The organism is Myroides sp. LJL115 (assembly GCF_054871665.1).
Window position 1 is genome coordinate 21,039 of sequence record NZ_JBTXLS010000004.1, and the last position, 24,811, is coordinate 45,849.

Sequence of the window (24,811 nt, forward strand, 5' to 3'; positions counted from 1 at the left end):
ACTATATGAAAACAAATACAAAAATTTTACGATATGGTTTATATGCTTTATTTGGTGGCGGCTTGCTTCTAAGTGTAGGATGCGCCCCACAAAGCAACTATAAAAAACCTGTATTAGATATACCTGATCATTATAAAGGGCAAGACACCCTGAGCTCTTCTGTAGACTCTGTGGGAATTGCCTCTATTGAGTGGAAAGAATTTTTTGAAGATGAACAATTAATAGAACTCATAACACAAGGTCTAGCCTTTAACTTTGATTTTAAAATGGCTCTAAATAATTTAGAAATGGCTCAATTACAAGCTAGCCAAGCTAAATTAGAGTGGTTACCATCTATAAACGCAACAATAGCCGGAATAGACTATGCATACCGTTCAGAATTGGTAACCAATACTGCTTCTTCTAAATACTATAAGGACAAAGAAGTCCCAACAAATATGTATTTAAATGGATCTCAACATAAAACTGGACTAGCTTTGAGTTGGGAGTTAGATATTTGGGGGAAAATTAAAAGTAAAAGCGCTATGGCTTTAGCCCAATATTTAAAAACAAATGAGGCTAAAAAAGCAGTCCAAACTGCTCTGATCAGCGATATAGCTACGGGGTATTATAACCTACTTCTACTAGATGCACAAATGGAAGTAGCTCAAAGTAACTACGAGCTTACTAAAAACACTCTACGCATTGTAGAATTACAAAGAGATGCAGGACAAATCACCTCTTTGGCTATTCAACAAACCCGTAACCAAATGCTAGTGGCCAAAGCTCTTATTCCTAAATTGGAACAAGACATTGCTATTCAAGAAAATGCCCTTAGTATATTAACAGGACAACTACCTACCTCTATTAAAAGAGATACAAAGTTGTCTACTGTAAAAAGCAATGAGGCTTTAACCACAGGAATACCCCTTGCTATGTTAAGTCGTAGACCTGATGTACAAAGTGCCCAATATGAATTAGATGCCAGAAATGCAGCCGTAGGAGTAGCACAAACAAGCCGCTACCCTTCTTTAAATATCAATGTAGGGGGAGGAGTTAATGCAATGCTAGGTAAAAACTGGTTCAATATCCCTGGTGCATTATTTGGAGATTTAGCAGCTAATCTTGCCGGTCCTTTATTTAATAAAAAGCGCCTAAAAACTGCCTTTGAAGTTTCTAAAATAGAAAGAGAAAATGCGGAAATAAATCTACAGAAACAAGTATATATTGCTATTACAGAAGTAACCGATGCTCTTACTAATTTACAAACCGTCGAACAGCAAATTCAAATTGCACAAGAGCAAGTAACCACTTCGCGCTTAGGAGTAAAACAATCCAACCTTTTATTCAATAGTGGATTCGCAACCTATATAGAAGTTATTAACGCTCAAAAGAATATGCTTGATAGTGAATTGAGATTAAATGAGTTTAGACAAAAGAAACTTCTCTCAAGAGTTAAACTATATAAATCCCTTGGCGGAGGATGGGATTAATACCTAACCTATTGTCAAATAAAGATATTTTTTGTAGTATTGAGTAACAAATAGCCAAACTCACATACAACAAAACTCACCTAAAGAGGCCTTTTTCAAAGGTCTCTTTTCTTTTTTTACTGATTACCAGTTATTTAACGGTCATTCTTGTCCGATATACAAAAGTAAGGCTACTTCTTCTACTTAATTATTTTCAAAAGCAATTAAAGACAAAACACTCCTTTATAGGAGAAAATAGAAAAATATTTAAAATTTATAATTAATCTAAATAACTAAATCTAAGTTCAATGAGGGGTAAAAACACAGTAGCATCTCCTTGCTAAAAAGAACTCTTTCAAGGAGTAACATCCAGTCTAATAACTATAAGCAAACCTTCTTTTTCAAGAAACACATACAGATTTAAGCCTGTTAAAAAACTAATTAACACCATAACCTATTGCCTTGAAATTACTCTAAGTCAAGCTACTTATACATAGACCATTCTAACTGCCTAAAAAGGATCTTGTGTGCTATTAAGTCAGTCCCACTTACTTATATACCCTAGAGTTTTACTAGAATTAAAAAAGTCCTTTCTCTTTAAAATAAAGAAAAAGGACTCTTATATATTATTGTAAAATAATGCTTATCGAATGCCTTGTTGGTTTAAATAACGGTGGTATTTTGCACTATTGGCATTATGTCCAGCCAAGGTCTTTGCAAACTCATGATATCCCATTCTATCAACACTTGCACAAAAGTAAATATAATCGTGCTGCTCTGGATTTAACACCGCCTCTAAAGAGCTTTTATCTGGCATAGTAATAGGCCCTGGAGGTAGACCACTATTTAAATAAGTGTTATAAGGAGAAACAATTTCCTTGTGCTTGTTTAAAACGCGAAATATTTTGGTATCCCAATCCTCGTTTTCTAACTTATAACTATACACTAAAGTAGGATCGGCCTGAAGTGGCATTCCTATTTTAAGGCGATTTAAGTAAGCTCCAGCAACTTTAGGCCTTTCATCTACTTTTACTGTTTCTTTTTGAACAATAGAAGCCAAAATTGCTACCTCTACAGGTGTAAGCCCTAAAGAATCCGCCTTAGCTCTTCTTTGCTTATTCCAGTAACGCAGGTAATCACCATGTAATTTATTTCTTAGTTTAGTAGGATTAACATTCCAATATACCTCATAGGTATCTGGTAGAAACGCCGCTAAAACATTTTCCTGAGTAAAGCCATTATCCTCCAAGAATTTAGGACTGTAAAAAGCTTGTAGGACTTCCAGAGAATCTGCCTGGATTTGGCTAGAGATACGTTGAGCTAAATTCTCAATGCGCTCTTGGTTATTAAAGGTTAAGCGAACAGGTAAATTGACTCTCAAGGCCTCAATTATATCATAACTATTCATACCATTTCTAAGCTTAAATCTACCCCCACTAACATTATAAGGGTATTGTCTTTGTTCTGCAATTTCTAAAAATCCCTCTTTATCTTGTAAATAAGGAGAAATAACGTTTAAAACGTCGTAAAAATTGTCCGAATCCTTCACGTAAACATACTGCTCCTCATCCCACCCCTGTAAATTTGGAGAGAAAGCCTTTTGGTACCAAAAGTATAAATAACCTAAAAGTCCAAATACTCCTACTACTGATAAGAGAACGACAATATTTTTAATCTTCATTGTTTGTCTAAAATATTAATTGATATAATGCTTCGTCTTTAAATACGTCCTTTGATCTGGTCCACTGCTTTTTTACTCCAACCAATGAAAATCCCTTTTTTTCAAAAAGAGCTAAACTAGCATGGTTGTCCGTGGAAATATTGGCATATAATTGATGCAAATATAAATCTTCTTTTGCGTAATCCATAACCATTTGTAAAGCCATACTTCCATATCCCTTTTGCTTGTCTTTTTCATGTTGGATAACAATACCTACTCCAGCTCTTTGGTTTAATGGACAATAATCAAAAAGATCAATAAGTCCCAGGGTTTTATGGGTTGTAGAACAACAAATAACAAGGCGGAGCTGTTTTGCTGTATAAATATCCATATGAGCGTTCTCCAAGTATTGCTTAATTAAAAATCGACTATAAGGAGTTTGTGTTCCACTTACTTCCCATAGGTTTTTATCGTTTTCCACTTGGTAGATAAATTCTAAGTCTTCGGGCTCTAGAGCTCGTAAAAAGATTGTTTGTCCTTGTATAAACATGGTATTAATTAATATTAACCTCCCCTTTGAATACAAATTCAGCAGGGCCTTTTAAAAATATTTGGGTAAACTCCCCATTATTGTGTTTAAACTCTATTTGTAAATTCCCTCCTAACACGCTTATATCAACACAGGTGGCGTCCGCCTTTTTTAAAGCATACATAGCCAAAGCTACCGCTGTGGCACCTGTTCCACAAGAAAGAGTTTCATCCTCCACTCCTCTTTCATAGGTTCGAATATTAAAGCGATTGGGGCCCTCTTGTTCTACAAAGTTAACATTACTTCCATGGGGCTTATATAACTCGCCTTGGCTTATTCCCTGTCCTTTGGAATACACACTGAAACGATCCAAGTTTCTAACTATAGCAATATGATGTGGACTACCTGTATCCACAAAACTATGCTTTGGATGAATTTCTACTTGAGATACGTCTTTCATTTGCACCTTTACAAGATCTCCTTCAATAGTAGCATTATGCCCCCCATCATTGGCTTGAAAGTTACAACTATGGGAGATTATATCTAAATCTCTTGCAAAGGCAACTGCCGCCCTTGCACCATTGCCACACATACTACTTGGATTGCCATCACAATTGATGTAAATCATTTCAAAGTCACTCTCAGTGATGGTATCGTTTTGAATTAAAATAAGTCCGTCTGCTCCTATACCAAAACGTCTATCGCATAAATGAGCGATTAATTCTTTATTGTTTTTATCAAAGGTATTGTCTCTATTGTCAATTAAAATAAAGTCATTACCTGTAGCTTGGTATTTATAAAATTCCAACATATTTTTAATTACTTTATACTCCTAAAATCTACCTTTTTTCGCAGGTGAACAATTTTTGCTTGTTAACCTTGGGTTAAAGGTAGCACATCTTGATAAATTCTTTAATATTTTTACTCTAATACTTTAAAAACAGATTTATTTATGCGAAATTTCTTTTCCCTATTACTTATTTCTATTTTAAGTGGTGCTTTAACCCTTTTAGGTTACACCTATTTTTTCCAACCTCAAATCTACACTGGTGTTCCTACCCCCACTTTAGAGAGTCAAACTAAAATGGAACTGCCTAATTTTACTACCCCTAGTGATTTTACTCACGTGGCCCAAAGTACAGTAACGGCTGTAGTTCACGTTAAAAATGTTAGTTATACCAAAGCTGGTCCATCGAGTATTTTGGATTACTTTTATGGAACAAACCAAAATAGTAAACCAAAGGCCCAAATTGGAATGGGTTCAGGTGTAATTATAAGCCCTGACGGCTATATCGTAACTAATAATCACGTGATTAACAACGCCTCTGAAATTGAAATCACTTTAAATGACAATACCCAATATAAGGCAGTTTTAATAGGAACAGATAAACAAAGTGATATTGCTTTATTGAAAATTGAACCAAGTAGTGAACTATCCTACTTAATCTTTGGAGACTCAGACAAAATCGAATTAGCCCAATGGGTATTAGCTGTTGGTAATCCTTTTAATTTAACCTCAACGGTAACCGCTGGTATTATCTCGGCTAAAGCGCGTAATCTTTCCCAAAGTGGTATTCAAAGCTTTATACAAACCGATGCAGTAATCAACCCAGGTAACAGTGGGGGAGCCTTAGTAAACAACAAAGGTGAATTAATTGGAATAAACACCCTTATTTCCTCCAATACAGGCTCTTATGTGGGATATGGTTTTGCTGTTCCTTCCAACCTAACCAAAAAAATAGTACAAGATTTAATGCAATTTGGTAATGTGCAACAAGCTATTTTAGGAATAAGCGGGCAAGAACTAAACCAATACTTAGCCAAAGAACTAGATGTGCAAACAACCCAAGGATTTTATATCGCTTCTATTGATCCAAATTCCAATGCCCAAAACCAAGGTTTAAGAGTCGGAGATATTATCACCCATATCGACAACAAGAAAATCACTACTTTTATAGAAATAAAGAACATATTAAGTCACAAAAGTCCACAGGACACCGTCTTAATTACCTATATAAGAGATAATAAACAACACCAAAGTAATCTTACCTTAATTAAACAACCCTTAGAGACCACAACCTATAAAGGCTTTGAATTCCAGGATTTAACTCCAATTGAAAAGCAACAACTTGGTTTAAACTATGGAATAAAAATAAAACAGGTTAATAATGCGGAATACGCAGCATATAAAAACCAACTCCAAGGTAGTATCTTACTGTCTATAAATGACATAACCATAGATTCTTGGCAACAAGCAAAAAGTTTACTTGAGCAATTATCTAACAAGCAAAAGGTTAAACTACATATAATATCTAAAAATGGACAATATCTTAGCTTATTGTTATAAATGTTTTTAAAAAGAAAAGCTTCTTTGAAAAAAGCTATTTTTAACTTTTACACTTGATTAATTCATTTATAATATAGACTTTTGCAATAATTTATACAACACAATCTAATCCATGAAAAATACAAGTTTATACGAAAAGGAATTAGCTTTTCAAGCAGACCGTAGAAAGGCATGTGTAGAATTTATCAAAATCGCTAGCGATTTATGGTATGATAAATCTATCGAGTTATTAATGTTCCGTAATCAATTAATTGACCGTAGCGTTAATGATATCATTAACCTTCACGAATATGCAGCTAAATTCGTAAGTAAACCAATTAATATTTTTGATACAGTTGAAATTGCTAAAGCAATCCAACAAGCTGACTTACCACCATCTAGAATTGATATCGGTAAATTAACTTATGAATATCAATTAGAAGAAAACAATGATGGTAATGCATTATCTTTTGTTGTTAATAAATTAAAAGGTGCTAAAGATACAGAGCAAATCGTTCCTAAAGATGTAGTTCTTTACGGTTTTGGTCGTATTGGACGTTTATTAGCTCGTGAGTTAATGAATAAAATTGGTAAAGGACAACAAATGCGTTTACGTGCTATTGTAACTCGTGATAAAGACGATGCTACTTTACTTGAAAAACGTGCTTCTTTATTAAAATATGACTCTGTTCACGGTGACTTCGAAGGATCTGTAGTTGCAGATCCAGAAAACAAAGCATTAATTATCAATGGACATACTGTTCATATGATTTCTGCTAACTCTCCAGAAGATATTGACTATACTAAATATGATATTGACAACGCTTTAGTTATCGATAACACTGGTGTATTCAAAACAGAAGAAGAATTAGCTCGTCACCTATCTTCAAAAGGTGCTAGCAAAGTATTACTTACTGCTCCTGGAAAAGGTATTCCTAATATCGTACATGGAGTTAACCATACAGAGTACGATCCAGAAACTGTAAATATTTGGTCAGCAGCATCTTGTACTACAAATGCTATTACACCAATATTAAAAGTAATGGAAGATAATTTCGGTGTTATTAAAGGACACTTAGAAACAATCCATGCTTACACAAATGACCAAAACTTAGTAGATAACATGCATAAGAAATACCGTCGTGGTAGAGCTGCTGCATTAAACATGGTTATCACTGAAACTGGTGCAGGTAGCGCAGTTGCTAAAGCTTTGCCAGAATTAGCAGGTAAATTAACTTCTAATGCTATTCGTGTTCCAGTTCCAAATGGTTCATTAGTAGTTTTAAATTTAGATGTAGAGAAAGCTACTTCTTTAGAAGAGTTAAACAAAGTAATGCACAATGCTGCTTTACAAGGGGATTTAGTAGAGCAAATCAAATACTCTATCAACAACGAACTTGTTTCTTCTGATATTGTTGGTACTTCTGCTCCTTCTATCTACGATAGTAAAGCTACTATTGTTTCTGCAGATGGAAAAAGCGTTGTATTATACGTTTGGTACGATAACGAATATGGATATAGCCATCAAGTTATCCGTTTAGCTAAATACATTTCTCAAGTAAGACGTTTTACTTACTACTAGTAGATATACTCTTATTAAAGAGTAAAACAATACAAAAAGCCCCAAACAATGTTTTGGGGCTTTTTTTAAGGCTTACACTTAACCTTTTATGCGATATGTTAAATCCCTACACTAAAGAAAAGACAACTTCACATAGACATACTAAAGGAAATAAATCAAGTACTTTGGGTTTTAAACCCTAAGAATTATTGTTGAATAAGCGAATCTAGGGCTACCCTAAATTTAGCACTATTCCAATCGGCTGCTCTAAATTTCTTCACCACAATATTACTATTTTTATCAATAACAAAAGAGGCGGGAAGGGTTTGAGAATAAAGTACTGCAGGTGGAGCAGCACTATTTGTATAGTAAACAGGTAGATCGTACTGATGTTTATTTTGGAATTTTGCTACAACCTCTGGATCTTCATCTGTTAAAAACAAAAACGCCACTTTATCTTTATAATCGTTATATAAGGCTTGGAAACTTGGTTTTTCTGCTAAACAAGGAGGACACCATGTAGCCCAAAAATTAATAATCACTACTTTATTTTGCAATTGATCTAAGTTGAACTCCTCCCCATTTTGATCGTAAATTTTCCATTGTCCATACTGAAGACTTTGATAATCTTCTTTTTGCTCTAAAGAAGGGCTCATGGCTATCAACCGATTAATCCATACCTTAAACGAAGTACCAACAGGAGTAAATAAAAGCAGTAAAATAACCACAACCCATATTACATTACCTATAATCTTTCTTTTCTTATTTTTTTCTTGCATTCTAACTTTTAAATAATCAATTGATTCTATTCTTTATATACTCTTAGTATTCTATATATTAAAAACACACTATACAATTAAGCGTTTACTTTTTAATTAAAACGAAAAAATTCCCCTTTTTTTCAACTCTTTAAAAGAAAATTTTCCACTTAACCTTGGTCAGTTTCATTTGTATATACCCACAAATATAACACATAATCCAAAGCCAAACCTTAAGTAAAAAGATTAATACTGGCTAAATTATATTTAAAACGCTTTAAAAGCTGTAGTAAATAAAAAAGGATTCAGCTTTTGGCAGAATCCCTTCTTATAGGTTAAACAATATAATATCTACTTAATTACCAGCAGCAATCAAGTTTAGGGCTGAACCAGCCTTAAACCACTCTATCTGGCTTTGGTTATAAGTATGATTTGCTTCGATTATATCTTTACTTCCATCATTATGTACAAACTCTATCTTTAAAGTTTTCCCTGGAGCAAACTCTGTTAAGTCTAAGAAGTTGATTGTATCGTCCTCTTGGATTTTATCATAATCTGCTTCATTTACAAAAGTTAAGGCTAACATCCCTTGTTTTTTAAGGTTGGTCTCATGTATACGTGCAAAAGATTTTACCAATACAGCTCTAACTCCTAAATGACGAGGCTCCATAGCAGCATGCTCACGAGAAGAACCCTCTCCGTAGTTTTGATCTCCTACAACAATAGTAGGAATTCCTGCAGCCTTGTATTCTCTTTGAGTAGCTGGAACTGTACCATACTCTTTAGTAAGTTGGTTTTTAACTGAATTAGTTTTATGGTTAAAAGCATTCTCTGCTCCAATTAACATATTATTGGAGATATTATCTAAATGCCCACGGTAACGCAACCATGGTCCAGCCATAGAAATATGGTCTGTAGTACATTTACCAAATGCCTTAATTAATAATTTTGCACCTTGGATATTCTTACCATCCCAAGGAGCGAAAGGCTCTAATAACTGCAAACGAGAAGAAGTATCCGAAACAACTACCTCCACTGTAGAACCATCCTTAGCCGGAGCTTGGTATCCTGGGTCTTCTACATCAAATCCTTTAGTTGGTAATTCATCTCCGAAAGGAGCTTCCAACTTAACCTGTTCTCCTTTGTCATTTAACAAAGTATCCGTTATAGGGTTGAAGGTTAAGTCTCCTGAAATAGCTAAAGCAGCTACCATTTCTGGAGAAGTAACAAAAGCGTGTGTATTAGGGTTACCATCGGCTCTTTTAGAGAAGTTACGGTTAAAAGAGTGTACAATAGTATTTTTCTCTTCTTTATCAGCTCCTGCTCTATCCCACTGTCCAATACAAGGTCCACAAGCATTGGTAAACACCTTAGTACCCATTTTTTCAAAAATATCGATAATACCATCTCTTTCTATGGTATAGCGAATTTGTTCTGAACCAGGATTAATTCCAAATTCTGCCTTTGGAGTAATACCATGCTTAACAGCTTGTTTTACAATAGAGGCAGCTCTACTCATATCTTCATAAGAAGAGTTAGTACAAGATCCAATTAATCCCCACTCTACTTTTAATGGCCAACCATTTGCAACAGCCTCTTGTTTCATCTTAGATACAGGAGTACCTCTATCTGGAGTAAATGGCCCGTTGATATAAGGTTCTAATTCTGATAAGTTTATTTCAATTAATTGGTCAAAATACTCACCTGGATTATCATATACCTCCTTATCTCCTGTTAAGTGCTCAGCTACCTTATCTGCTGCATCCACTACATCTTGTCTATCTGTTGCACTTAAATAACGGCGCATAGAATCGTCGTAACCAAAAGTTGAAGTGGTTGCACCAATCTCAGCCCCCATATTACAAATGGTTCCCTTTCCAGTACAACTCATTGATTTAGCTCCTTCTCCAAAGTACTCTACAATAGCACCTGTTCCACCTTTAACCGTTAGAATATCTGCTACTCTTAATATTACATCTTTAGGAGAGGTCCATCCGTTTAATTTACCAGTTAACTTAACTCCAATTAATTTAGGAAACTTTAGCTCCCATGCCATTCCTGACATTACATCCACAGCATCAGCTCCTCCAACACCAATGGCAAGCATTCCTAAACCTCCGGCATTAACCGTATGAGAATCCGTTCCAATCATCAAACCTCCTGGAAAAGCATAGTTCTCTAAAACGATTTGATGGATAATTCCAGCACCTGGCTTCCAAAACCCAATGCCGTATTTATTAGATACAGAAGATAAAAAGTTAAAAACCTCAGAAGATTGCTTTTCTGCTACTTTTAAATCCGTAGCAGCGCCAACTTTAGCTTGAATAAGGTGATCACAATGTACCGTAGTAGGAACAGCTACACTTTGCTTTCCAGCATGCATAAACTGCAAAAGTGCCATTTGCGCAGTGGCATCTTGACAAGCAACACGATCTGGTGCAAAGTCTACATAATCCTTACCTCTAACAAAAGCCTTGGATGGAGTCCCATCCCAAAGGTGAGTGTATAAAATTTTCTCTGAAAGGGTTAACGGACGTCCTACAAGCTCACGAGCCTTAGCTACTCGATCCGGCATCTTGTCATACACTTTCTTAATCATTTCAATATCAAAAGCCATAATAAAAAGTTTTTTTAATGTTTTGGGTAATGGTATACAAGTTAGCAAATATTCTACTGTAATACAGACATTAAGTCCTTAAAATAAAGCGTTAGCCCTTTATTTAGAACTAATATATTTAATAAACATATTTGACTCCACTTGTATTGAAAAACACCCTAGTATTTTACCTTCTTTTTACTATTTGAATCTCATACCAAAAGCAATAACACCTCCTACAAAGTAAATAAACACCTTTAGCCCCCTTTTATCTGTTCAAGAAACTGATCTCTTTACTAAACCATAAACAGTCCCCTAAATCCTCTTAGAAGTATTAAAAAAATCTCCCATATACAAAACAAAAAAGGCTGCCCAATTCTGGACAACCTTTAAGTTATATAACTGCTTTATCTCAAAGAAAAAGTCTATTATTTTGTAGTAGAGATTGGAGTAAATTTAGTTAAATTAATTCCTTTTACTGCATCTTTGTACTCTTGAACATTTGGAATCCTACCTAAGATAGCAGATAAAACTACCACTGGAGTAGAAGCAAGTAAAGATTCTCCTTTTTTGCGTTCTGAATCCTCCACTACACGTCCTTGGAATAAACGAGTAGAAGTAGCCATTACAGTATCTCCTTTAGCAGCCTTCTCTTGGTTACCCATACAAAGGTTACAACCAGGGCGCTCTAAGTACATAATATTTTCATATTCTGTACGAGTATTTGTTTTAGGTAAAAGATCGCTGAACTCAAAACCAGAGTATTTTTGTAAAAACTCCCAGTCTCCTTCTTCTTTTAACTCATCAATAATATTGTAAGTTGGAGCTGCAACCACTAAAGGTGCATTAAAAGTAACTGTTCCTTTTTGAGCCTCAATATTCTTAAGCATTTGAGAAACAATTTTTAAATCGTCTTTGTGTACCATACAAGATCCAACAAATCCTAAGTCTACTTTTTTATCTCCTTGGTAGAAAGAAAGCTCTCTAATAGTATCGTGCGTGTAACGCTTAGATACGTCTTCATTATTTACATCTGGGTCAGCAATCATTGGCTCATCAATAATATCTAAGTCAATTACTACCTCAGCATAATATTTAGCATTTTCATCTGGCGTTAAAGCAGGTTTTTCTCCTGATTTAATTTCTTTAATACGCTTGTTTGCTTTATTGATTAAACCTTGTAATACTGCTTTATCATTATCCATTCCTTTATCAATCATGATTTGGATACGACCTTTAGCAATTTCCAAAGATTCCACTAAAGTATCGTCTTGAGAAATACAGATAGAAGCTTTTGCTTTCATTTCTGCAGTCCAGTCTGTAAATGTAAAGGCTTGGTCAGCTAATAAAGTTCCAATATGTACCTCGATGATTCTACCTTGGAAAACGTTTTCTCCATTAAATTGTTGTAACATCTGAGATTGTGTAGCATGTACCACATCACGGAAATCCATGTGTTCTTTCATACTTCCTTTGAAAGTAACTTTTACAGACTCTGGAATTGGCATAGAAGCCTCTCCTGTTGCTAAAGCCAAAGCTACTGTACCTGAATCGGCTCCAAAAGCAACTCCTTTACTCATTCTAGTGTGAGAGTCACCTCCAATGATTATCGCCCATTCATCCACAGTAATATCGTTTAATACTTTATGAATAACGTCAGTCATTGAGTGGTATTCTCCTTTAGGGTCACGAGCAGTAATCAAACCGAAGTCATTCATAAAGCGCATTAACTTAGGAATATTTGCTTGGGCTTTTTTATCCCAAACCGATGCAGTGTGACATCCTGATTGGTAAGCACCATCTACAATTGGTGAAATTACAGTTGCAGCCATAGCTTCTAATTCCTGAGCTGTCATTAATCCTGTAGTATCTTGAGATCCTACAATATTAACCTCTACTCTAACATCCGATCCAGCGTGTAATACTTTACCTGGAGTAACTCCAACAGCATTTTTATTGAAGATTTTTTCCACAGCAGTTAATCCTTGTCCTTCTACAGAAATCTCTTTCGATGGAGCATAAACAAGCGGTGGAGTAATTCCTAATAATTTTGCAGCGAATGTTTGTAACTTCTTACCAAATACAATAGCGTAAGATCCTCCTGCTTTGATAAACTCCATTTTCTGAGGAGTTAAAGCCTTAGAGATATCGATTAACTCAGTATCTTGATTATATAATTTTTTTGTCTTTGTATCAATAGTTAAAACAGTACCTGTTTCTACAGAGTAAACTTGCTCTAAAATAGGCTCGTCTTTCTCATTTCTAAGTACTTCTCCATTAGCATCTGTTTTCTTTACCCAGTTTTTAAGGTCTAAACCAATACCACCAGTAACATCAACTGTTGTTAAGAAAATAGGAGAGATCCCGTTTGTTCCTCCAACAATTGGAGCAATGTTTACAAATGGCACATAAGGGCTAGCTTGTTTTCCAGTCCAAAGAGCTACGTTATTCACTCCTGACATTCTAGAAGAACCAACACCCATTGTTCCTTTTTCTGCAATTAACATTACACTTTTATCTGGATGTAAAGCCTGTAGAGCTCTAATTTGTTTTTGCGCCTCAGGAGTAATCATACACTGTCCGTGTAATTCACGATCCGAACGAGAGTGAGCTTGATTTCCTGGAGATAATAAATCGGTTGAAATATCCCCTTCTCCAGCGATAAAAGTAACTACTTGGATTTTTTCTGCTACATCTGGTAATTCTGTAAAGAATTCTGCTTTAGCATAGCTCTCAATAATATCCTTAGCAATTACATTCCCTTTTTCAAAAGCTTCTTTTAAACGGTCTGTATCTGCATCGTATAAGAATACTTGTGTTTTAAGTACTTTAGCTGCCTTCTCCGCAATAGCAATGTCATTTCCTAATGCAAGGTCTAATAAAACCTCGATAGAAGGTCCACCTTTCATATGTGACAATAACTCAAATGCAAAGTCAGGCGTAATTTCCTCTACTTTTACTTGACCTAAAATGATTTCTTTTAAAAAGCTTGCTTTTGCTCCAGCAGCACTTGTAGTACCTGGTAAAACATTATAGATAAATAAACGTAAAGATTCCTCACGATCTGCGTGATTGATATCTCTAATTTGCTCAATAATCTCGCTTAATAACTCAGCGGTGTCAATTGGCTTAGGATTTAATCCTGTTTTTTTTCTTTCTTCAATTTCGTTGATGTAATCCCTATAAAGGCTCATAATTATTATCTTTTGAATACAAGAAGTTAACTGGTGTTTAAAGATCCGAACCTTTTATTGCCAATCAACCTCTTAAAAATTATACATTTTACTTTTCAGCAAATCCTCAAATGCCAAACTTTCCCTCTACCAAACTATGTTAAAAAAAGAAAGCTTCAAGGTAATTTTCTCTGCCTAAACAAAGAGTAATTACCCCAATCACCTACCAGGTAAACACAGGGTAAAAACAAGGTAGCCTTAGGATTCCCTATTTTTAATCAACGCAAATTTAATCAAAGTAATTCATATTCAAAAATTTTTACTTAAAGCTACAATTCAGAGAATTATTATTTATAAAGATTCTATTTTGATGATAAAAATTCAATGTGTTTAATGTTTTGAGTCCATTTTTTTGATTTCATTTAAAATTTAATGCTTAAAATACCATTTTATAAACTTTAGACTTGTTTTAATAAAAAAATGACATTTTAGATAATTACTAAAATGTCATTTTTGATTATATGGATTATAATATTCTTATTTTTTCATCCAATTATTACGGAATTCGCAATCTCTAAATTCACCTTGAATATTGATATGTACATCTTTTAAGGTCTTAGCTACCCATTTTTGTACTTCCTCGGCTTGTTTTTTGTTTAAAGCCATGGTACGAACCTTAGTATAATCGTTTACAAAGTCTACTTTATGCTCTGCATACTTTTTATTCACTGTTACAATTTTGAAAGATTTTTGATTCATTCTTGGATCAAAACTCATTGTTACAGGAGATACCTCTCCTTGGTTTAAACCAGCTACTAATTGGTATAATTCACGATCCTCCATGTTGTTTAACTCAAAACGAGTTTCCATTGTCATTGGCTCTTTCATTATACCTCCGTTTAAACGGGTATCCTTATCATCCGAAGAAGATGCAGCTGCTTCCTCAAAAGTAATTTCTTTGTTAACTATCTTCTCGCGAATACCAGCAAGTTTTTGTTTAGCCTCCTCTAAGGCTTGATCTGTAGCTACAGGTGCAATTAACACATGGCGAACATCTAAATGTTGTCCTCTAATTTTTTCTAGATAGATAATATGGTAACCGAATTCTGTCTCAAAAGGTGCAGAAATTTCTCCTTCAGCTAAACTAAAAGCAACCTCTTTAAACTCTTTTGCAAAAGGGTCTTTTTTAGTAATAGAATAAAACCCACCATTAGATGAAGAACCTGGATCCTCACTAAATAGTACCGCTTTACTAAAGAAACTAGCTCCATTGTTTAATACATCGTCTCTCATTTCATTAAGACGATCGATTACCTTTTGCTTTTGTTCTTTACTTACCTCTGGTTTAACAACAATTTGAGCAATCTCTACCTCATCTCCTACCATAGGAACTTTGTCCTCTGGAATGCTTAAAAAGAACTGTCTTACTTCCTCTGGAGTAATGGTTACTTTTTTCACAATATGCTGTTGCATATTTTCAGTTAACTTATTTTGCTTTACAATATCAAAGAAATAAGAACGGAATTCCTCTTCACTTGATTTATTATAAAAAGCTAAAATCTTATCCATAGAACCAACTCCTTCGATCATACGGTTAATTTGCTCGGACATAAAAGAAGTAACTTCACTATCTGGCACATCTAAACTATCTTGAACAGCTTGGTGAGCAAATAATTTATCTTCTAAAAGACGCTCAAAAATCTCACAACGAGAAAGGTAATCTACTGGGGCATTTTGAGCTTTTAACTCTAGTAAAGTTTTATCTATTTCTGAATCTAAAATAATATACTTACCAACTACACCAACAACTCCATCAATCTTTCTTTTGCCTTGAGGGGCATTTTGACCATGTGATAGGCCAATAAAAGACAAGGCCATTGCACAAACTATCCACGTGGTGGCTTTAAAAAACTTCATACTTTTTATTGTTTTTTGCATCATTTAAAATATCTTCTTGTATTTGCTTTAACAAAGAAACCTTGCGCTGATTTAAAACCAGTAAACGCAAAGAATTCTTTATATAATCATAAGGAATTTGATCTCCTTTATTTTTCACTTCTTTTACCTTGACAAAATAAGTACTATTTTGATCATCTACCTCAAAAATTGTATTATTTTTTAAGTAACTACTTTTATTCTGAGGATCCAGAAAAGGTAATTTTTGGTATAAGTATTTTACATCTACCCAAACCGAGTCATTTAATCCATAGGATTTCATCTGAAGGGTTTGCTCTGATAAAGAGGCAAACTCATTTGTTTTTGAACTATTGAACTTCTTTTTAATACTGGCATAATTTGCATTGTCCTTTAAAACGTTCACATAGGCCAATTGCACTAACATATCCTCTACCGTCAAAGTCTTTTGGAACTCTTTGTAATAGCTCTCTAAATCGCTTTCTACAACAAGGGTATCGATTTTACTTTGTACCATATTTTCCAAATAGGCTTTAATCTTTAGATCCTTAGCATAGTTATCTACCAAAATATGTATTTGCTCCTGTTCTACTGGAGATAGGTTAAACTCCGCTACATTAGATAATAACTCTTTGGTAGCCCATTTTTCAATAAAACGATTAACCACTACTATACTATCTTTGGAACCTTGCAAATTTTGTCCAAAAACATCCAAGGATTCTTTGGGTAAATACTTGTCCCCTACCCTTGCTAAAGCATCTTGGCCTTGCTGGGTCGTATTAGGAGTAGTACAGGACTGTAAAAAAGCCATCGCTATTAGAAAAACACTGCCTATCCAATAATTTGTTTTTTTCATCCTTTATATGCGTTTTAAGTCAGGTAGATTGATTTTAATGCATCTACAAAAATAGTCAAATACTCTAATGTTACTATTAATATGTAATGCTAATTTCAAAATAAGTGGTTTAGAGCTGGAAAACCTAACATTTTAATATATTATTTAGTTTTAAAAACCACCCAAAACCCCGTTGTATTTAGTTTTACAAAATCCTTATAAAATAAAAACTACCTATTTCAAGGAAATATAGCTACTTTTGTAGACTAAAATTTTTAATAATGAGTTTTTTAAAGGAAATCGATCGCAGAAGGACATTTGGGGTAATTGCGCACCCGGATGCTGGTAAAACAACTTTGACAGAGAAGTTACTTCTTTTTGGTGGAGCTATTCAAGAGGCTGGAGCAGTGAAGAACAATAAAATAAAAAAAGGAGCTACTTCTGACTTTATGGAAATTGAACGCCAAAGAGGGATTTCAGTTGCTACCTCTGTTTTAGCCTTTAATTATAAAGATAAAAAAATAAACATTTTAGATACACCCGGACACAAGGATTTTGCTGAAGATACTTTTAGAACATTAACTGCCGTAGATAGTGTTATTGTAGTAATTGACGTGGCTAAAGGAGTAGAGGAACAAACCGAGAAATTAGTTGAAGTTTGTAGAATGAGAAACATCCCTATGATTGTCTTTATCAATAAATTAGATAGAGAAGGTCGTGATGCTTTTGACTTAATGGATGAAGTAGAGCAAAAACTACAATTAAAAGTAACCCCACTTAGCTTCCCAATTGGAATGGGAGCTGATTTTAAGGGAATCTATAATATATGGGAAAAGAACATCAACCTTTTTAGCGATGATAGTCGTAAAAACATTGATGATGTTATCTCCATTAAAGACATCTACTCTACAGAATTAAATTCCCTTGTTGGAGATAAAAGTGCAAATACTTTAAAAGAAGACTTGGAAATTGTAGAGGGTATCTATCCTGAATTTAATGCTCAAGAATACAAAGATGGGTTACTACAACCTGTATTTTTTGGTTCTGCTTTAAATAACTTCGGAGTAAGAGAGCTTTTGGATTGTTTCATTGAAATTGCACCTTCTCCTACTGCAAAAGAATCTACCACAAGAGTAGTTGAGCCAAGAGAAGATTCTTTCTCAGGTTTTGTATTTAAAATCCACGCTAACATGGATCCAAAGCACAGAGACCGCTTGGCTTTTGTGAAAATTGTCTCTGGAACCTTTGAAAGAAACAAACCTTATTTACACGTTAGACAAGGAAAGAAACTAAAATTCTCTTCTCCTAATGCTTTCTTTGCAGAGAAAAAGGAAATTGTAGATATTTCTTTCGCAGGAGATATCGTAGGTTTACACGATACTGGTAACTTCAAGATTGGAGATACCCTAACCGAAGGAGAAATCATGAGTTTTAAAGGTATTCCTAACTTCTCTCCAGAACACTTCCGTTATATTAACAATGCCGATCCAATGAAATCTAAGCAATTAGAAAAAGGAATCGATCAGTTAATGGACGAAGGAGTTGCTCAGTTATTCACCCTTGAGATGAACGGACGTAAAGTTATTGGAACAGTTGGTGCTCTTCAATACGAAGTAATTCAATACCGTTTAGAGCATGAATATGGAGCAAAGTGTATCTATGAAAACTTCCCTGCTTATAAGGCATGTTGGGTAAGTCCTGATGATCCAAAGAATGAAGAGTTCAAAGAATTCAAGCGTATTAAGCAAAAATTCTTAGCTCATGATAAATCAGGTCAATTAGTATTCTTAGCCGATAGTGAGTTCTCTATCCAAATGACACAAAGTAAATTCCCAAGTGTAAAACTTCGTTTTACTTCAGAAAAAATACAATAATACTTTTGTAATAAGTAATAGATATAAAAGCACCTTAAGTATATTTACTTAGGGTGCTTTTATTTTATTCAAACACCTAGCAACCTTTTAGGTTACTAGAAAATTTTAGTCAACACAATATTCAAAAGTAAGTAGATAACTCTTGCATTGAAGTTATCTTTCTTTTTATACAATACCCCCTTACTTCTTTATCCATTCCCTGGCTTTGTGTTATATTTGTTTTATAGAAAACATTCCTTTTAGCCCCTTATCATGTTAGATAATAGTATTGAATTTGAATTATTAGACAATCAAAGCCCAACTCCTTATAACCTTTTGTTACTAGCAGATGAGACAAAACAGGCAATAGATAAATATGTATTTGACTCCAAAGTCTACCTTGGAAAACAACAAAGGCAAATCATAGGGGTGTTTTGTCTTTACAAAATAGATTCTAGTACAGTGGAGTTAAAAAACATAGCTATAGATACAAAGTTTCAAGGCAAAGGATATGGCTCAGTTTTCATGCAATTCATTAAAGAGTTGTTAAAGGGAAAATATGAAAAATTAATTGTGGGCACACCGGATATTGCCAATCGACAAATTAACTTTTATCAAAAAAATGGCTTTGTAAAAAGTGGTGTACGAAAAAATTTCTTTATCCAAAACTATGATAAGCCGATTGTAGAAAATGGGATACAATTAAAAGATATGGTAATTCTAGAGTGTTGCTTATAAAGACATTGTAATAAGATAGACAATTAATAGGTAGTAAATTACTCTTCTAGTTAGGTAAAAAAAAAAGGGGCTGTCTTCAATTGTGAGACAACCCCTTTTTTTAATATTTCTATAAAAAGGAATTAGATCCCTTTCATTTGCTCTTTCATCATTTTAACCTGGTCCTTTAACATACCTTGCTTGTCTAATTTAACAGCTTCAGATAAAAGTTTAGTTGCCTCAATCTTTCTGCGTTTGGTCATTGCAATACCTGCTAACTGTAATTTAGCCATAGCCAAGTCTTGGTCCATATTAAGACCTAACTCAACGGCTTTTTTCATGTATTTCTCTGATGCATTTAAATTAGTCTGAGAACTCATAATACCAAGCAAGTAGTTATAATAACCGTTTTGTTTGCGTACAAGTGCAGTTTCTGGATCTTTAATTTTCATTAACCATTTTTTTGCTCCTTCGAAATCTTGCTTTCTAAGTTTTAAAAATGCCAATAAAATAAATTCATTCTTGTAATATAACAAGATAACGATTGCCGTTAAAAATAAAAGGAAAATTCCATTCCCTATATTACTCTCAACAAACTGCCAAATAGCTAAAGCAAATAATACTCCAGCGATACCTAATTTAATATATCTGTGAAACATCTATGTATTTTACTAATGTTATAAAAAAGCAAAGTTAATAAAAAAGCCGCATTTTTAAAACAAAAAGCGCTTTGAATTACTTTGCACACTAAACCTAAGGCACTTACCCTAGCCTATGTCTTTAAAAAGGTATAGACTTTTGGATTATTATACTTTTATCTACTAAAATTCCAGAGAAAAGGACCATAGAAAAACCTTGCCCTCGTATTACAAACCTTGTATGTAACCAACGTCAATATGAGTGAAGCACTCCACTATAAAATCCGCCGTAGAATAATCCTGGTCTTTAGAATTTATACTCTTATACCCTACTACTTTTATTCCCGCAGCGTTTGCTGCTTTAATACCGTTAGTACTGTCTTCAATTACAATACACTCTTTATGCTCACTGCATTTTGCCAAGCTAGCAGCATGCACAAAAATAGCTGGATTTGGCTTACTTTTCTCAAAATCCTCCCCACTTACAATATGAGTAAAATAAGGGTATAGGTTAAAACGCTTAAAAACTCGGTTAATAGTACTCTTTGAGGCAGAGGAAGCAACAATTAATTCTAAACCTTGAGCATGTAAATCGTGGATTAACTTCTCTACTCCTTGGATTAATTCTAAATCTGGTTTAGTATCAAAAGCATCATTAAAAATAGCTCTTTTACGCAACACAAGTTCACTTGTATCTATAGCTATAGGGAAAACTTGTTTAATTTTATCGTAAGTATTCTTTGTTGATCCTCCAGTAAAAGAATTATACATCTGTGGAGTCATATCAATCCCTAATTCTTCAAAGTGTTGGTGGTAGGCATAATGATGAACAGGCTCTGTATCTACAATAACACCATCCATATCAAAAATAACTGTACGTATCATTTTAATTTTTTTTTTACAAAAGTAAGCATCCTATAGCTAAATATCCATCTGTTTATCTATTTTTACATTTTTACATGAATAACTATTCTTATACCCTGTATTTTTGAACAATAGCCACGATACTTTACTTAAACAACTGCAAGACCCCTTGACAAAGCATACTGCATTTGCCCAGTTAGTAGAGCTTTATCAAAAAAGATTGTACTTACATATTCGAACTATTGTCTTAAATCACGAGGATACCGACGATGTACTACAGGAGACCTTTATCAAAATCTACCAAAATATAGATTCCTTTAAAGGAGAAAGCCAGTTATTCTCGTGGATGTATCGCATAGCCACAAACCAGAGTCTAGACTTTTTAAAGGCCAAAGCCAAAAAGAATAAAATATCTAACCAAGAAATCAACGAAATTATCCTACAAGACTTACAGCAAGATGAGTATTTTGATTACTCTAATGCCAGTATTCTCTTGCAAAAAGCAGTAAATGCACTTCCGGAAAAACAACAACTGGTCTTTAAAATGAAATATTTTCAAGACATGGATTATCAATCTATGTCCGATATATTACAAACTAGTGTTGGCGCCTTAAAGGCCTCTTACCACCACGCTGTAAAAAAAATAGAACATTTTTTAAAAGACCATTAAACCTTTAGATAAAATAATAGTCTAACAAGAAAAGGTTATAATACATTACCTATGGAAAAAGATCCTTTTAACAACAACCAGCCTTTTAAAATGCCATCACAAGAGTACTTTGATGACTTTTCAAAAAGACTGCTAAATAAAATTGAACAAGACCAAAATGTCCAAAAACCCGCAATAGTAAAGCTTAAAACTAAAAGAAAATACTATTACATGGGCATTGCAGCAAGTATAATGCTTGTTTTGGCACTGCAAATCATCCAGCTAAATAATTCTAAGAATGCTTTTAGCAATGATGAATTACAAGACTATATTCAGTATGATACTCACCTTGGATTATCTACCGAATTTATTAATTCCTTCGATCAAGAAGATATTTTAGAATTAGAAAAAAATATCCGCATTAACAATCAGGAATTAAATGACTACGTACTAACAAATTTAGACCTTGAGTATTACTTAATTGATTAACAATGAATAAAATTATCCTCCTTATAATCGTCTTTTTAGGCTCTTTCCAACTTATAGGGCAAAACAAAGCGGATCAGATTCGCTCCTTGAAAATTGCCCATTTAAGCTCTGTTTTGGATCTAACACCTGAGGAAGCAGAGAAATTTTGGCCTATCTACACCAATTACGATAAAAAAATGCATGAATTACGTCACAATGATATTGTGCGTTTTATAAAAGACTCGGATATATCAGCTATTGAAGATTTGTCCCAAAGTCAGGCAACAACTAAAGTAAATGAGCTTTTAAACTTTGATAGTGATTATTTTACCACTAGAAAACAATTCATTAAAGATGCCCAAAAAGTGATTTCCAATAAGAAGATTTTGACCTTAAAAAAGGCAGAAGATGATTTTAATCGTAGTTTACTCAAAAAGTATAGAGAAAATAAGTAATTTTAAAGTAGAGATACCCTATAAAATAACTTAATATTAATAGTTAATAGCCCGCAAAAACGTATCTTTGTGGGCTATTTTTATAAAATACATTATAATAATGAGACTACACAGAAACCTTGTATTTACAGTAATCGACTCTTTAATGGCAATCTTCAATGAAGGAGAATATGCAGATAAAATGGTTGCTAGAGCTTTGAAAAAAGATAAACGATGGGGATCTACCGACCGTAAATTCGTTGCAGAAACAATTTACGAGATTGTTAGATGGAAAAGACTGTACGCGGAAATCGCCGAGGTAAAAGAACCATATACTAGAGATGATATTTGGCGCATATTCGCAGTATGGGCTGTTTTAAGAGGAATTACTCTTCCAGATTGGAAGTATTTTGAAAATACTCCAGCTCGTCGTATCAAAGGACGCTTTGATGAACTTACTAAAACTAGAAAGTTCAAAGAAGCTATTCCTGATTGGATTGATGAATTAGGAGTAAAAGAATTAGGAGAAGAAACTTGGAGTAAGGAAATTGCTGCTCAAAATCAACCTGCACAGGTTATTTTGCGTGTAAACACCCTTAAAACAACAAGAGAGAAACTACATGCAATCTTAATGGACTTGGATATTGAAACTATTCTACCACAAGATTACCCTGATGCATTAATTTTAAAGGAAAGAGCAAACGTATTTTTAACGGATGCTTTTAAAGAAGGACTTTTTGAAGTACAGGATGCTTCTTCTCAGCTTGTTGCACCGCTTTTAGATGTACAACCAGGTATGCGCGTAGTAGATACTTGTGCTGGTGCAGGAGGAAAAACGCTTCACCTAGCTTCTTTAATGCAAAATAAAGGACAAATTATTGCTATGGATATTTACGAAAGTAAACAAAAGCAATTAAAAATTCGTGCAAAAAGAAATGCTGCTTTCAATATCGAATACCGTATTATTGAGGGAACAAAAACTATTAAAAAATTACACGAAAAAGCAGACCGTGTTCTAATTGATGCTCCATGTAGTGGACTTGGTGTTCTAAAAAGAAACCCAGACAGTAAATGGAAATTACAACCAGAATTTGTAGAAAACATCCGCCAAGTTCAACAACAGGTATTACAAGATTATTCTAAAATCTTAAAACCTGGAGGAAAACTTGTTTATGCTACTTGTTCTATCTTACCATCAGAGAACCAGGATCAAATCCAAAAGTTCTTACAAAGCGAAGCTGGAAAAGATTTCGAATTTGTGGAAGACCACAAAATTCTTTCTCACCAATCTGGTTTTGATGGATTCTATATGGCTTTATTGCACAGAAAAAACAAATAGTTTTTCTTTTTAAACAAATACTAACCTATTAAAATTACCCCTAGATTTTTAAAATGAAAAAAATCTCTTTTATCGTATTGGCTTTAGCTTTAAGCTTTAGCGCTTTTTCTTGCTCTAGTAGCGACCAAGGACATTTAGATGGTATTGAAAAACCTAGTGAACCGAATGAGCCTAGTGAACCGAATGAGCCTAGTGAACCGAATGATTCTACTTACCTTATTCCTGCAGATTTAAAGGAATACTACCAATCAGTAGATTTTTCAAAAAAAGGAGAAGAGTTATTTACAGAATTACACCTTTTAACTAAAGATACTCACACTAGAGAACTTAACTATATGTGGGACCATATTAAAAATACCGACTTAACCCCAGAGGGAAATGAGGTTTATTTACTTTATGGACACAAAGGTGTGACTACGGGTCAACAAGCTTATACAAGAGGAAAAAACAAAAATAGTGGTAACAAAGGGGACTGGAATAGAGAGCACGTTTATGCAAAATCGCTGGCTACTCCAAGATTAATTGGAAGTAATAAATCCCCAGATGCAGGAACAGATGCACATAACTTAAGAGCAAGTGATGTACAATGGAATGCAGCTCGTGGAAATTTAATGTTCATTGATGGAGAGGGATTCTCTGGTAAAGTAGAAAACGGATGGTACCCTGGAGATGAGTGGAAAGGGGATGTAGCTAGAATGATGATGTACATGTATGTTCGCTACCAAGACCAATGCTTGCCTACAGGAGTTGCTATTGGACAAACAAATGAAATGGATCCAAATATGGTTAACATCCTTTTAGAGTGGAATGCAGAAGATCCAGTATCCCAAGTAGAAGTACAAAGAAACGACTACTTAGGAAATTTAGAGAATGAATTTGCTCAAGGGAACAGAAACCCATTTATTGACAATCCTAATTTAGCTACCCAAATTTGGGGTGGACCAAAGGCAGAAAATCTTTGGAACTAAACTAGAGTCAATTAATTATATAATAAAGTCCGTCTTAAAAAAGACGGACTTTATTATTTTATATACCTACCTAATAGT

The 24,811-nt window shown here is 34.1% G+C and carries 20 protein-coding genes; 10 read left to right on the top strand and 10 right to left on the bottom strand.

Translation table 11 applies throughout. The features are described from left to right. Positions 1-5: 5 nt before the first annotated feature. On the top strand, positions 6-1,472 hold the full coding sequence (locus tag ACYSNX_RS01805) for a TolC family protein (RefSeq protein ID WP_461752982.1): 1,467 nt from the start codon (positions 6-8) through the stop codon (positions 1,470-1,472). 622 nt (positions 1,473-2,094) lie between these two features. On the opposite strand, the gene mltG is transcribed toward ACYSNX_RS01805, so the two are convergent. The 3 genes from mltG to dapF are packed head-to-tail and all read right to left on the bottom strand — an operon-like array spanning position 2,095 to position 4,451. Beyond that, entirely contained in the window at positions 2,095-3,132 is a 1,038-nt protein-coding gene (gene mltG, locus ACYSNX_RS01810; RefSeq protein ID WP_461752983.1) for an endolytic transglycosylase MltG, read from the bottom strand. Between the two features lie 7 nt (positions 3,133-3,139). Then, positions 3,140-3,661 (bottom strand): GNAT family N-acetyltransferase, encoded by a 522-nt coding sequence (locus tag ACYSNX_RS01815; protein ID WP_461752984.1) that lies wholly within the window; start codon positions 3,659-3,661, stop codon positions 3,140-3,142. A 4-nt stretch (positions 3,662-3,665) separates the two neighbouring features. Then, positions 3,666-4,451: a diaminopimelate epimerase gene (gene dapF / locus ACYSNX_RS01820; RefSeq protein ID WP_461752985.1), complete on the bottom strand. Its 786-nt coding sequence runs from the start codon at positions 4,449-4,451 to the stop codon at positions 3,666-3,668. Positions 4,452-4,592: 141 nt separating this feature from the next. On the opposite strand from dapF, the gene ACYSNX_RS01825 reads away from it, so the two are divergent. Then, the gene (locus tag ACYSNX_RS01825; RefSeq protein WP_461752986.1) at positions 4,593-5,987 is read left to right on the top strand and encodes a trypsin-like peptidase domain-containing protein; all 1,395 of its coding nucleotides are present in this window, start codon (positions 4,593-4,595) and stop codon (positions 5,985-5,987) included. A gap of 112 nt (positions 5,988-6,099) precedes the next feature. Next, on the top strand, positions 6,100-7,548 hold the full coding sequence (locus ACYSNX_RS01830) for a glyceraldehyde-3-phosphate dehydrogenase (protein WP_461752987.1): 1,449 nt from the start codon (positions 6,100-6,102) through the stop codon (positions 7,546-7,548). A 185-nt stretch (positions 7,549-7,733) separates the two neighbouring features. Here ACYSNX_RS01830 and ACYSNX_RS01835 read toward each other — a convergent pair whose 3' ends face one another. The 5 genes from ACYSNX_RS01835 to ACYSNX_RS01855 form a co-directional block, all read right to left on the bottom strand. Next, the gene (locus ACYSNX_RS01835) at positions 7,734-8,306 is read right to left on the bottom strand and encodes a TlpA family protein disulfide reductase (RefSeq protein WP_461752988.1); all 573 of its coding nucleotides are present in this window, start codon (positions 8,304-8,306) and stop codon (positions 7,734-7,736) included. Positions 8,307-8,640: 334 nt separating this feature from the next. Next, positions 8,641-10,902 carry an aconitate hydratase gene (locus tag ACYSNX_RS01840; protein ID WP_461752989.1) on the bottom strand — a complete coding sequence of 754 codons (2,262 nt, stop codon included), beginning with the start codon at positions 10,900-10,902 and terminating at the stop codon, positions 8,641-8,643. A 407-nt stretch (positions 10,903-11,309) separates the two neighbouring features. Continuing rightward, positions 11,310-14,075, bottom strand: a complete 2,766-nt coding sequence (locus ACYSNX_RS01845) for a bifunctional aconitate hydratase 2/2-methylisocitrate dehydratase (protein ID WP_461752990.1) — start codon at positions 14,073-14,075, stop codon at positions 11,310-11,312. Positions 14,076-14,591: 516 nt separating this feature from the next. Continuing rightward, the gene (locus tag ACYSNX_RS01850) at positions 14,592-15,971 is read right to left on the bottom strand and encodes a peptidylprolyl isomerase (RefSeq protein ID WP_461752991.1); all 1,380 of its coding nucleotides are present in this window, start codon (positions 15,969-15,971) and stop codon (positions 14,592-14,594) included. Continuing rightward, positions 15,958-16,824 carry a hypothetical protein gene (locus ACYSNX_RS01855; RefSeq protein ID WP_461752992.1) on the bottom strand — a complete coding sequence of 289 codons (867 nt, stop codon included), beginning with the start codon at positions 16,822-16,824 and terminating at the stop codon, positions 15,958-15,960. The genes ACYSNX_RS01850 and ACYSNX_RS01855 overlap by 14 nt, the downstream gene beginning before the upstream one ends. A 260-nt stretch (positions 16,825-17,084) precedes the next feature. Here ACYSNX_RS01855 and ACYSNX_RS01860 point away from each other — a divergent pair, with 260 nt between their 5' ends. Both ACYSNX_RS01860 and ACYSNX_RS01865 read left to right on the top strand, forming a co-directional pair. Next, positions 17,085-18,677, top strand: coding sequence for a peptide chain release factor 3 (locus ACYSNX_RS01860; protein WP_461752993.1), 1,593 nt, complete (start codon positions 17,085-17,087; stop codon positions 18,675-18,677). A 252-nt stretch (positions 18,678-18,929) separates the two neighbouring features. Further along, positions 18,930-19,394 carry a GNAT family N-acetyltransferase gene (locus tag ACYSNX_RS01865; RefSeq protein WP_461752994.1) on the top strand — a complete coding sequence of 155 codons (465 nt, stop codon included), beginning with the start codon at positions 18,930-18,932 and terminating at the stop codon, positions 19,392-19,394. Positions 19,395-19,516: 122 nt separating this feature from the next. Here the strand turns inward: ACYSNX_RS01865 and ACYSNX_RS01870 are convergent, their stop codons facing one another. Together ACYSNX_RS01870 and ACYSNX_RS01875 are read right to left on the bottom strand one after the other, a co-directional pair. Continuing rightward, on the bottom strand, positions 19,517-20,032 hold the full coding sequence (locus tag ACYSNX_RS01870; protein WP_461752995.1) for an HhH-GDP family DNA glycosylase: 516 nt from the start codon (positions 20,030-20,032) through the stop codon (positions 19,517-19,519). A gap of 207 nt (positions 20,033-20,239) precedes the next feature. Then, a complete protein-coding gene (locus tag ACYSNX_RS01875; RefSeq protein ID WP_461752996.1) occupies positions 20,240-20,896 on the bottom strand; it encodes an HAD family hydrolase in 657 nt (218 codons plus the stop codon). Between the two features lie 103 nt (positions 20,897-20,999). Here ACYSNX_RS01875 and ACYSNX_RS01880 point away from each other — a divergent pair, with 103 nt between their 5' ends. The 5 genes from ACYSNX_RS01880 (at position 21,000) to ACYSNX_RS01900 (ending at position 24,733) form a co-directional block, all read left to right on the top strand. Then, on the top strand, positions 21,000-21,545 hold the full coding sequence (locus ACYSNX_RS01880; protein WP_461752997.1) for an RNA polymerase sigma factor: 546 nt from the start codon (positions 21,000-21,002) through the stop codon (positions 21,543-21,545). A gap of 51 nt (positions 21,546-21,596) precedes the next feature. Then, complete coding sequence (locus tag ACYSNX_RS01885) at positions 21,597-22,013, top strand: hypothetical protein (protein ID WP_461752998.1); 417 nt, start codon at positions 21,597-21,599, stop codon at positions 22,011-22,013. Between the two features lie 2 nt (positions 22,014-22,015). Continuing rightward, complete coding sequence (locus tag ACYSNX_RS01890) at positions 22,016-22,447, top strand: hypothetical protein (RefSeq protein ID WP_461752999.1); 432 nt, start codon at positions 22,016-22,018, stop codon at positions 22,445-22,447. 100 nt (positions 22,448-22,547) lie between these two features. Continuing rightward, positions 22,548-23,765: an RsmB/NOP family class I SAM-dependent RNA methyltransferase gene (locus ACYSNX_RS01895; RefSeq protein WP_461753000.1), complete on the top strand. Its 1,218-nt coding sequence runs from the start codon at positions 22,548-22,550 to the stop codon at positions 23,763-23,765. 53 nt (positions 23,766-23,818) lie between these two features. Beyond that, on the top strand, positions 23,819-24,733 hold the full coding sequence (locus tag ACYSNX_RS01900; RefSeq protein WP_461753001.1) for an endonuclease I family protein: 915 nt from the start codon (positions 23,819-23,821) through the stop codon (positions 24,731-24,733). The last annotated feature ends 78 nt before the right edge of the window (positions 24,734-24,811 follow it).

Coding starts and splice junctions, on each gene's coding strand:
- ACYSNX_RS01805 (WP_461752982.1), top strand. CDS start 6: ATGAAAACAAATACAAAAATTTTACGATATGGTTTATATGCTTTATTT.
- mltG (WP_461752983.1), bottom strand. CDS start 3,132: ATGAAGATTAAAAATATTGTCGTTCTCTTATCAGTAGTAGGAGTATTT.
- ACYSNX_RS01815 (WP_461752984.1), bottom strand. CDS start 3,661: ATGTTTATACAAGGACAAACAATCTTTTTACGAGCTCTAGAGCCCGAA.
- dapF (WP_461752985.1), bottom strand. CDS start 4,451: ATGTTGGAATTTTATAAATACCAAGCTACAGGTAATGACTTTATTTTA.
- ACYSNX_RS01825 (WP_461752986.1), top strand. CDS start 4,593: ATGCGAAATTTCTTTTCCCTATTACTTATTTCTATTTTAAGTGGTGCT.
- ACYSNX_RS01830 (WP_461752987.1), top strand. CDS start 6,100: ATGAAAAATACAAGTTTATACGAAAAGGAATTAGCTTTTCAAGCAGAC.
- ACYSNX_RS01835 (WP_461752988.1), bottom strand. CDS start 8,306: ATGCAAGAAAAAAATAAGAAAAGAAAGATTATAGGTAATGTAATATGG.
- ACYSNX_RS01840 (WP_461752989.1), bottom strand. CDS start 10,902: ATGGCTTTTGATATTGAAATGATTAAGAAAGTGTATGACAAGATGCCG.
- ACYSNX_RS01845 (WP_461752990.1), bottom strand. CDS start 14,075: ATGAGCCTTTATAGGGATTACATCAACGAAATTGAAGAAAGAAAAAAA.
- ACYSNX_RS01850 (WP_461752991.1), bottom strand. CDS start 15,971: ATGAAGTTTTTTAAAGCCACCACGTGGATAGTTTGTGCAATGGCCTTG.
- ACYSNX_RS01855 (WP_461752992.1), bottom strand. CDS start 16,824: ATGAAAAAAACAAATTATTGGATAGGCAGTGTTTTTCTAATAGCGATG.
- ACYSNX_RS01860 (WP_461752993.1), top strand. CDS start 17,085: ATGAGTTTTTTAAAGGAAATCGATCGCAGAAGGACATTTGGGGTAATT.
- ACYSNX_RS01865 (WP_461752994.1), top strand. CDS start 18,930: ATGTTAGATAATAGTATTGAATTTGAATTATTAGACAATCAAAGCCCA.
- ACYSNX_RS01870 (WP_461752995.1), bottom strand. CDS start 20,032: ATGTTTCACAGATATATTAAATTAGGTATCGCTGGAGTATTATTTGCT.
- ACYSNX_RS01875 (WP_461752996.1), bottom strand. CDS start 20,896: ATGATACGTACAGTTATTTTTGATATGGATGGTGTTATTGTAGATACA.
- ACYSNX_RS01885 (WP_461752998.1), top strand. CDS start 21,597: ATGGAAAAAGATCCTTTTAACAACAACCAGCCTTTTAAAATGCCATCA.
- ACYSNX_RS01890 (WP_461752999.1), top strand. CDS start 22,016: ATGAATAAAATTATCCTCCTTATAATCGTCTTTTTAGGCTCTTTCCAA.
- ACYSNX_RS01895 (WP_461753000.1), top strand. CDS start 22,548: ATGAGACTACACAGAAACCTTGTATTTACAGTAATCGACTCTTTAATG.
- ACYSNX_RS01900 (WP_461753001.1), top strand. CDS start 23,819: ATGAAAAAAATCTCTTTTATCGTATTGGCTTTAGCTTTAAGCTTTAGC.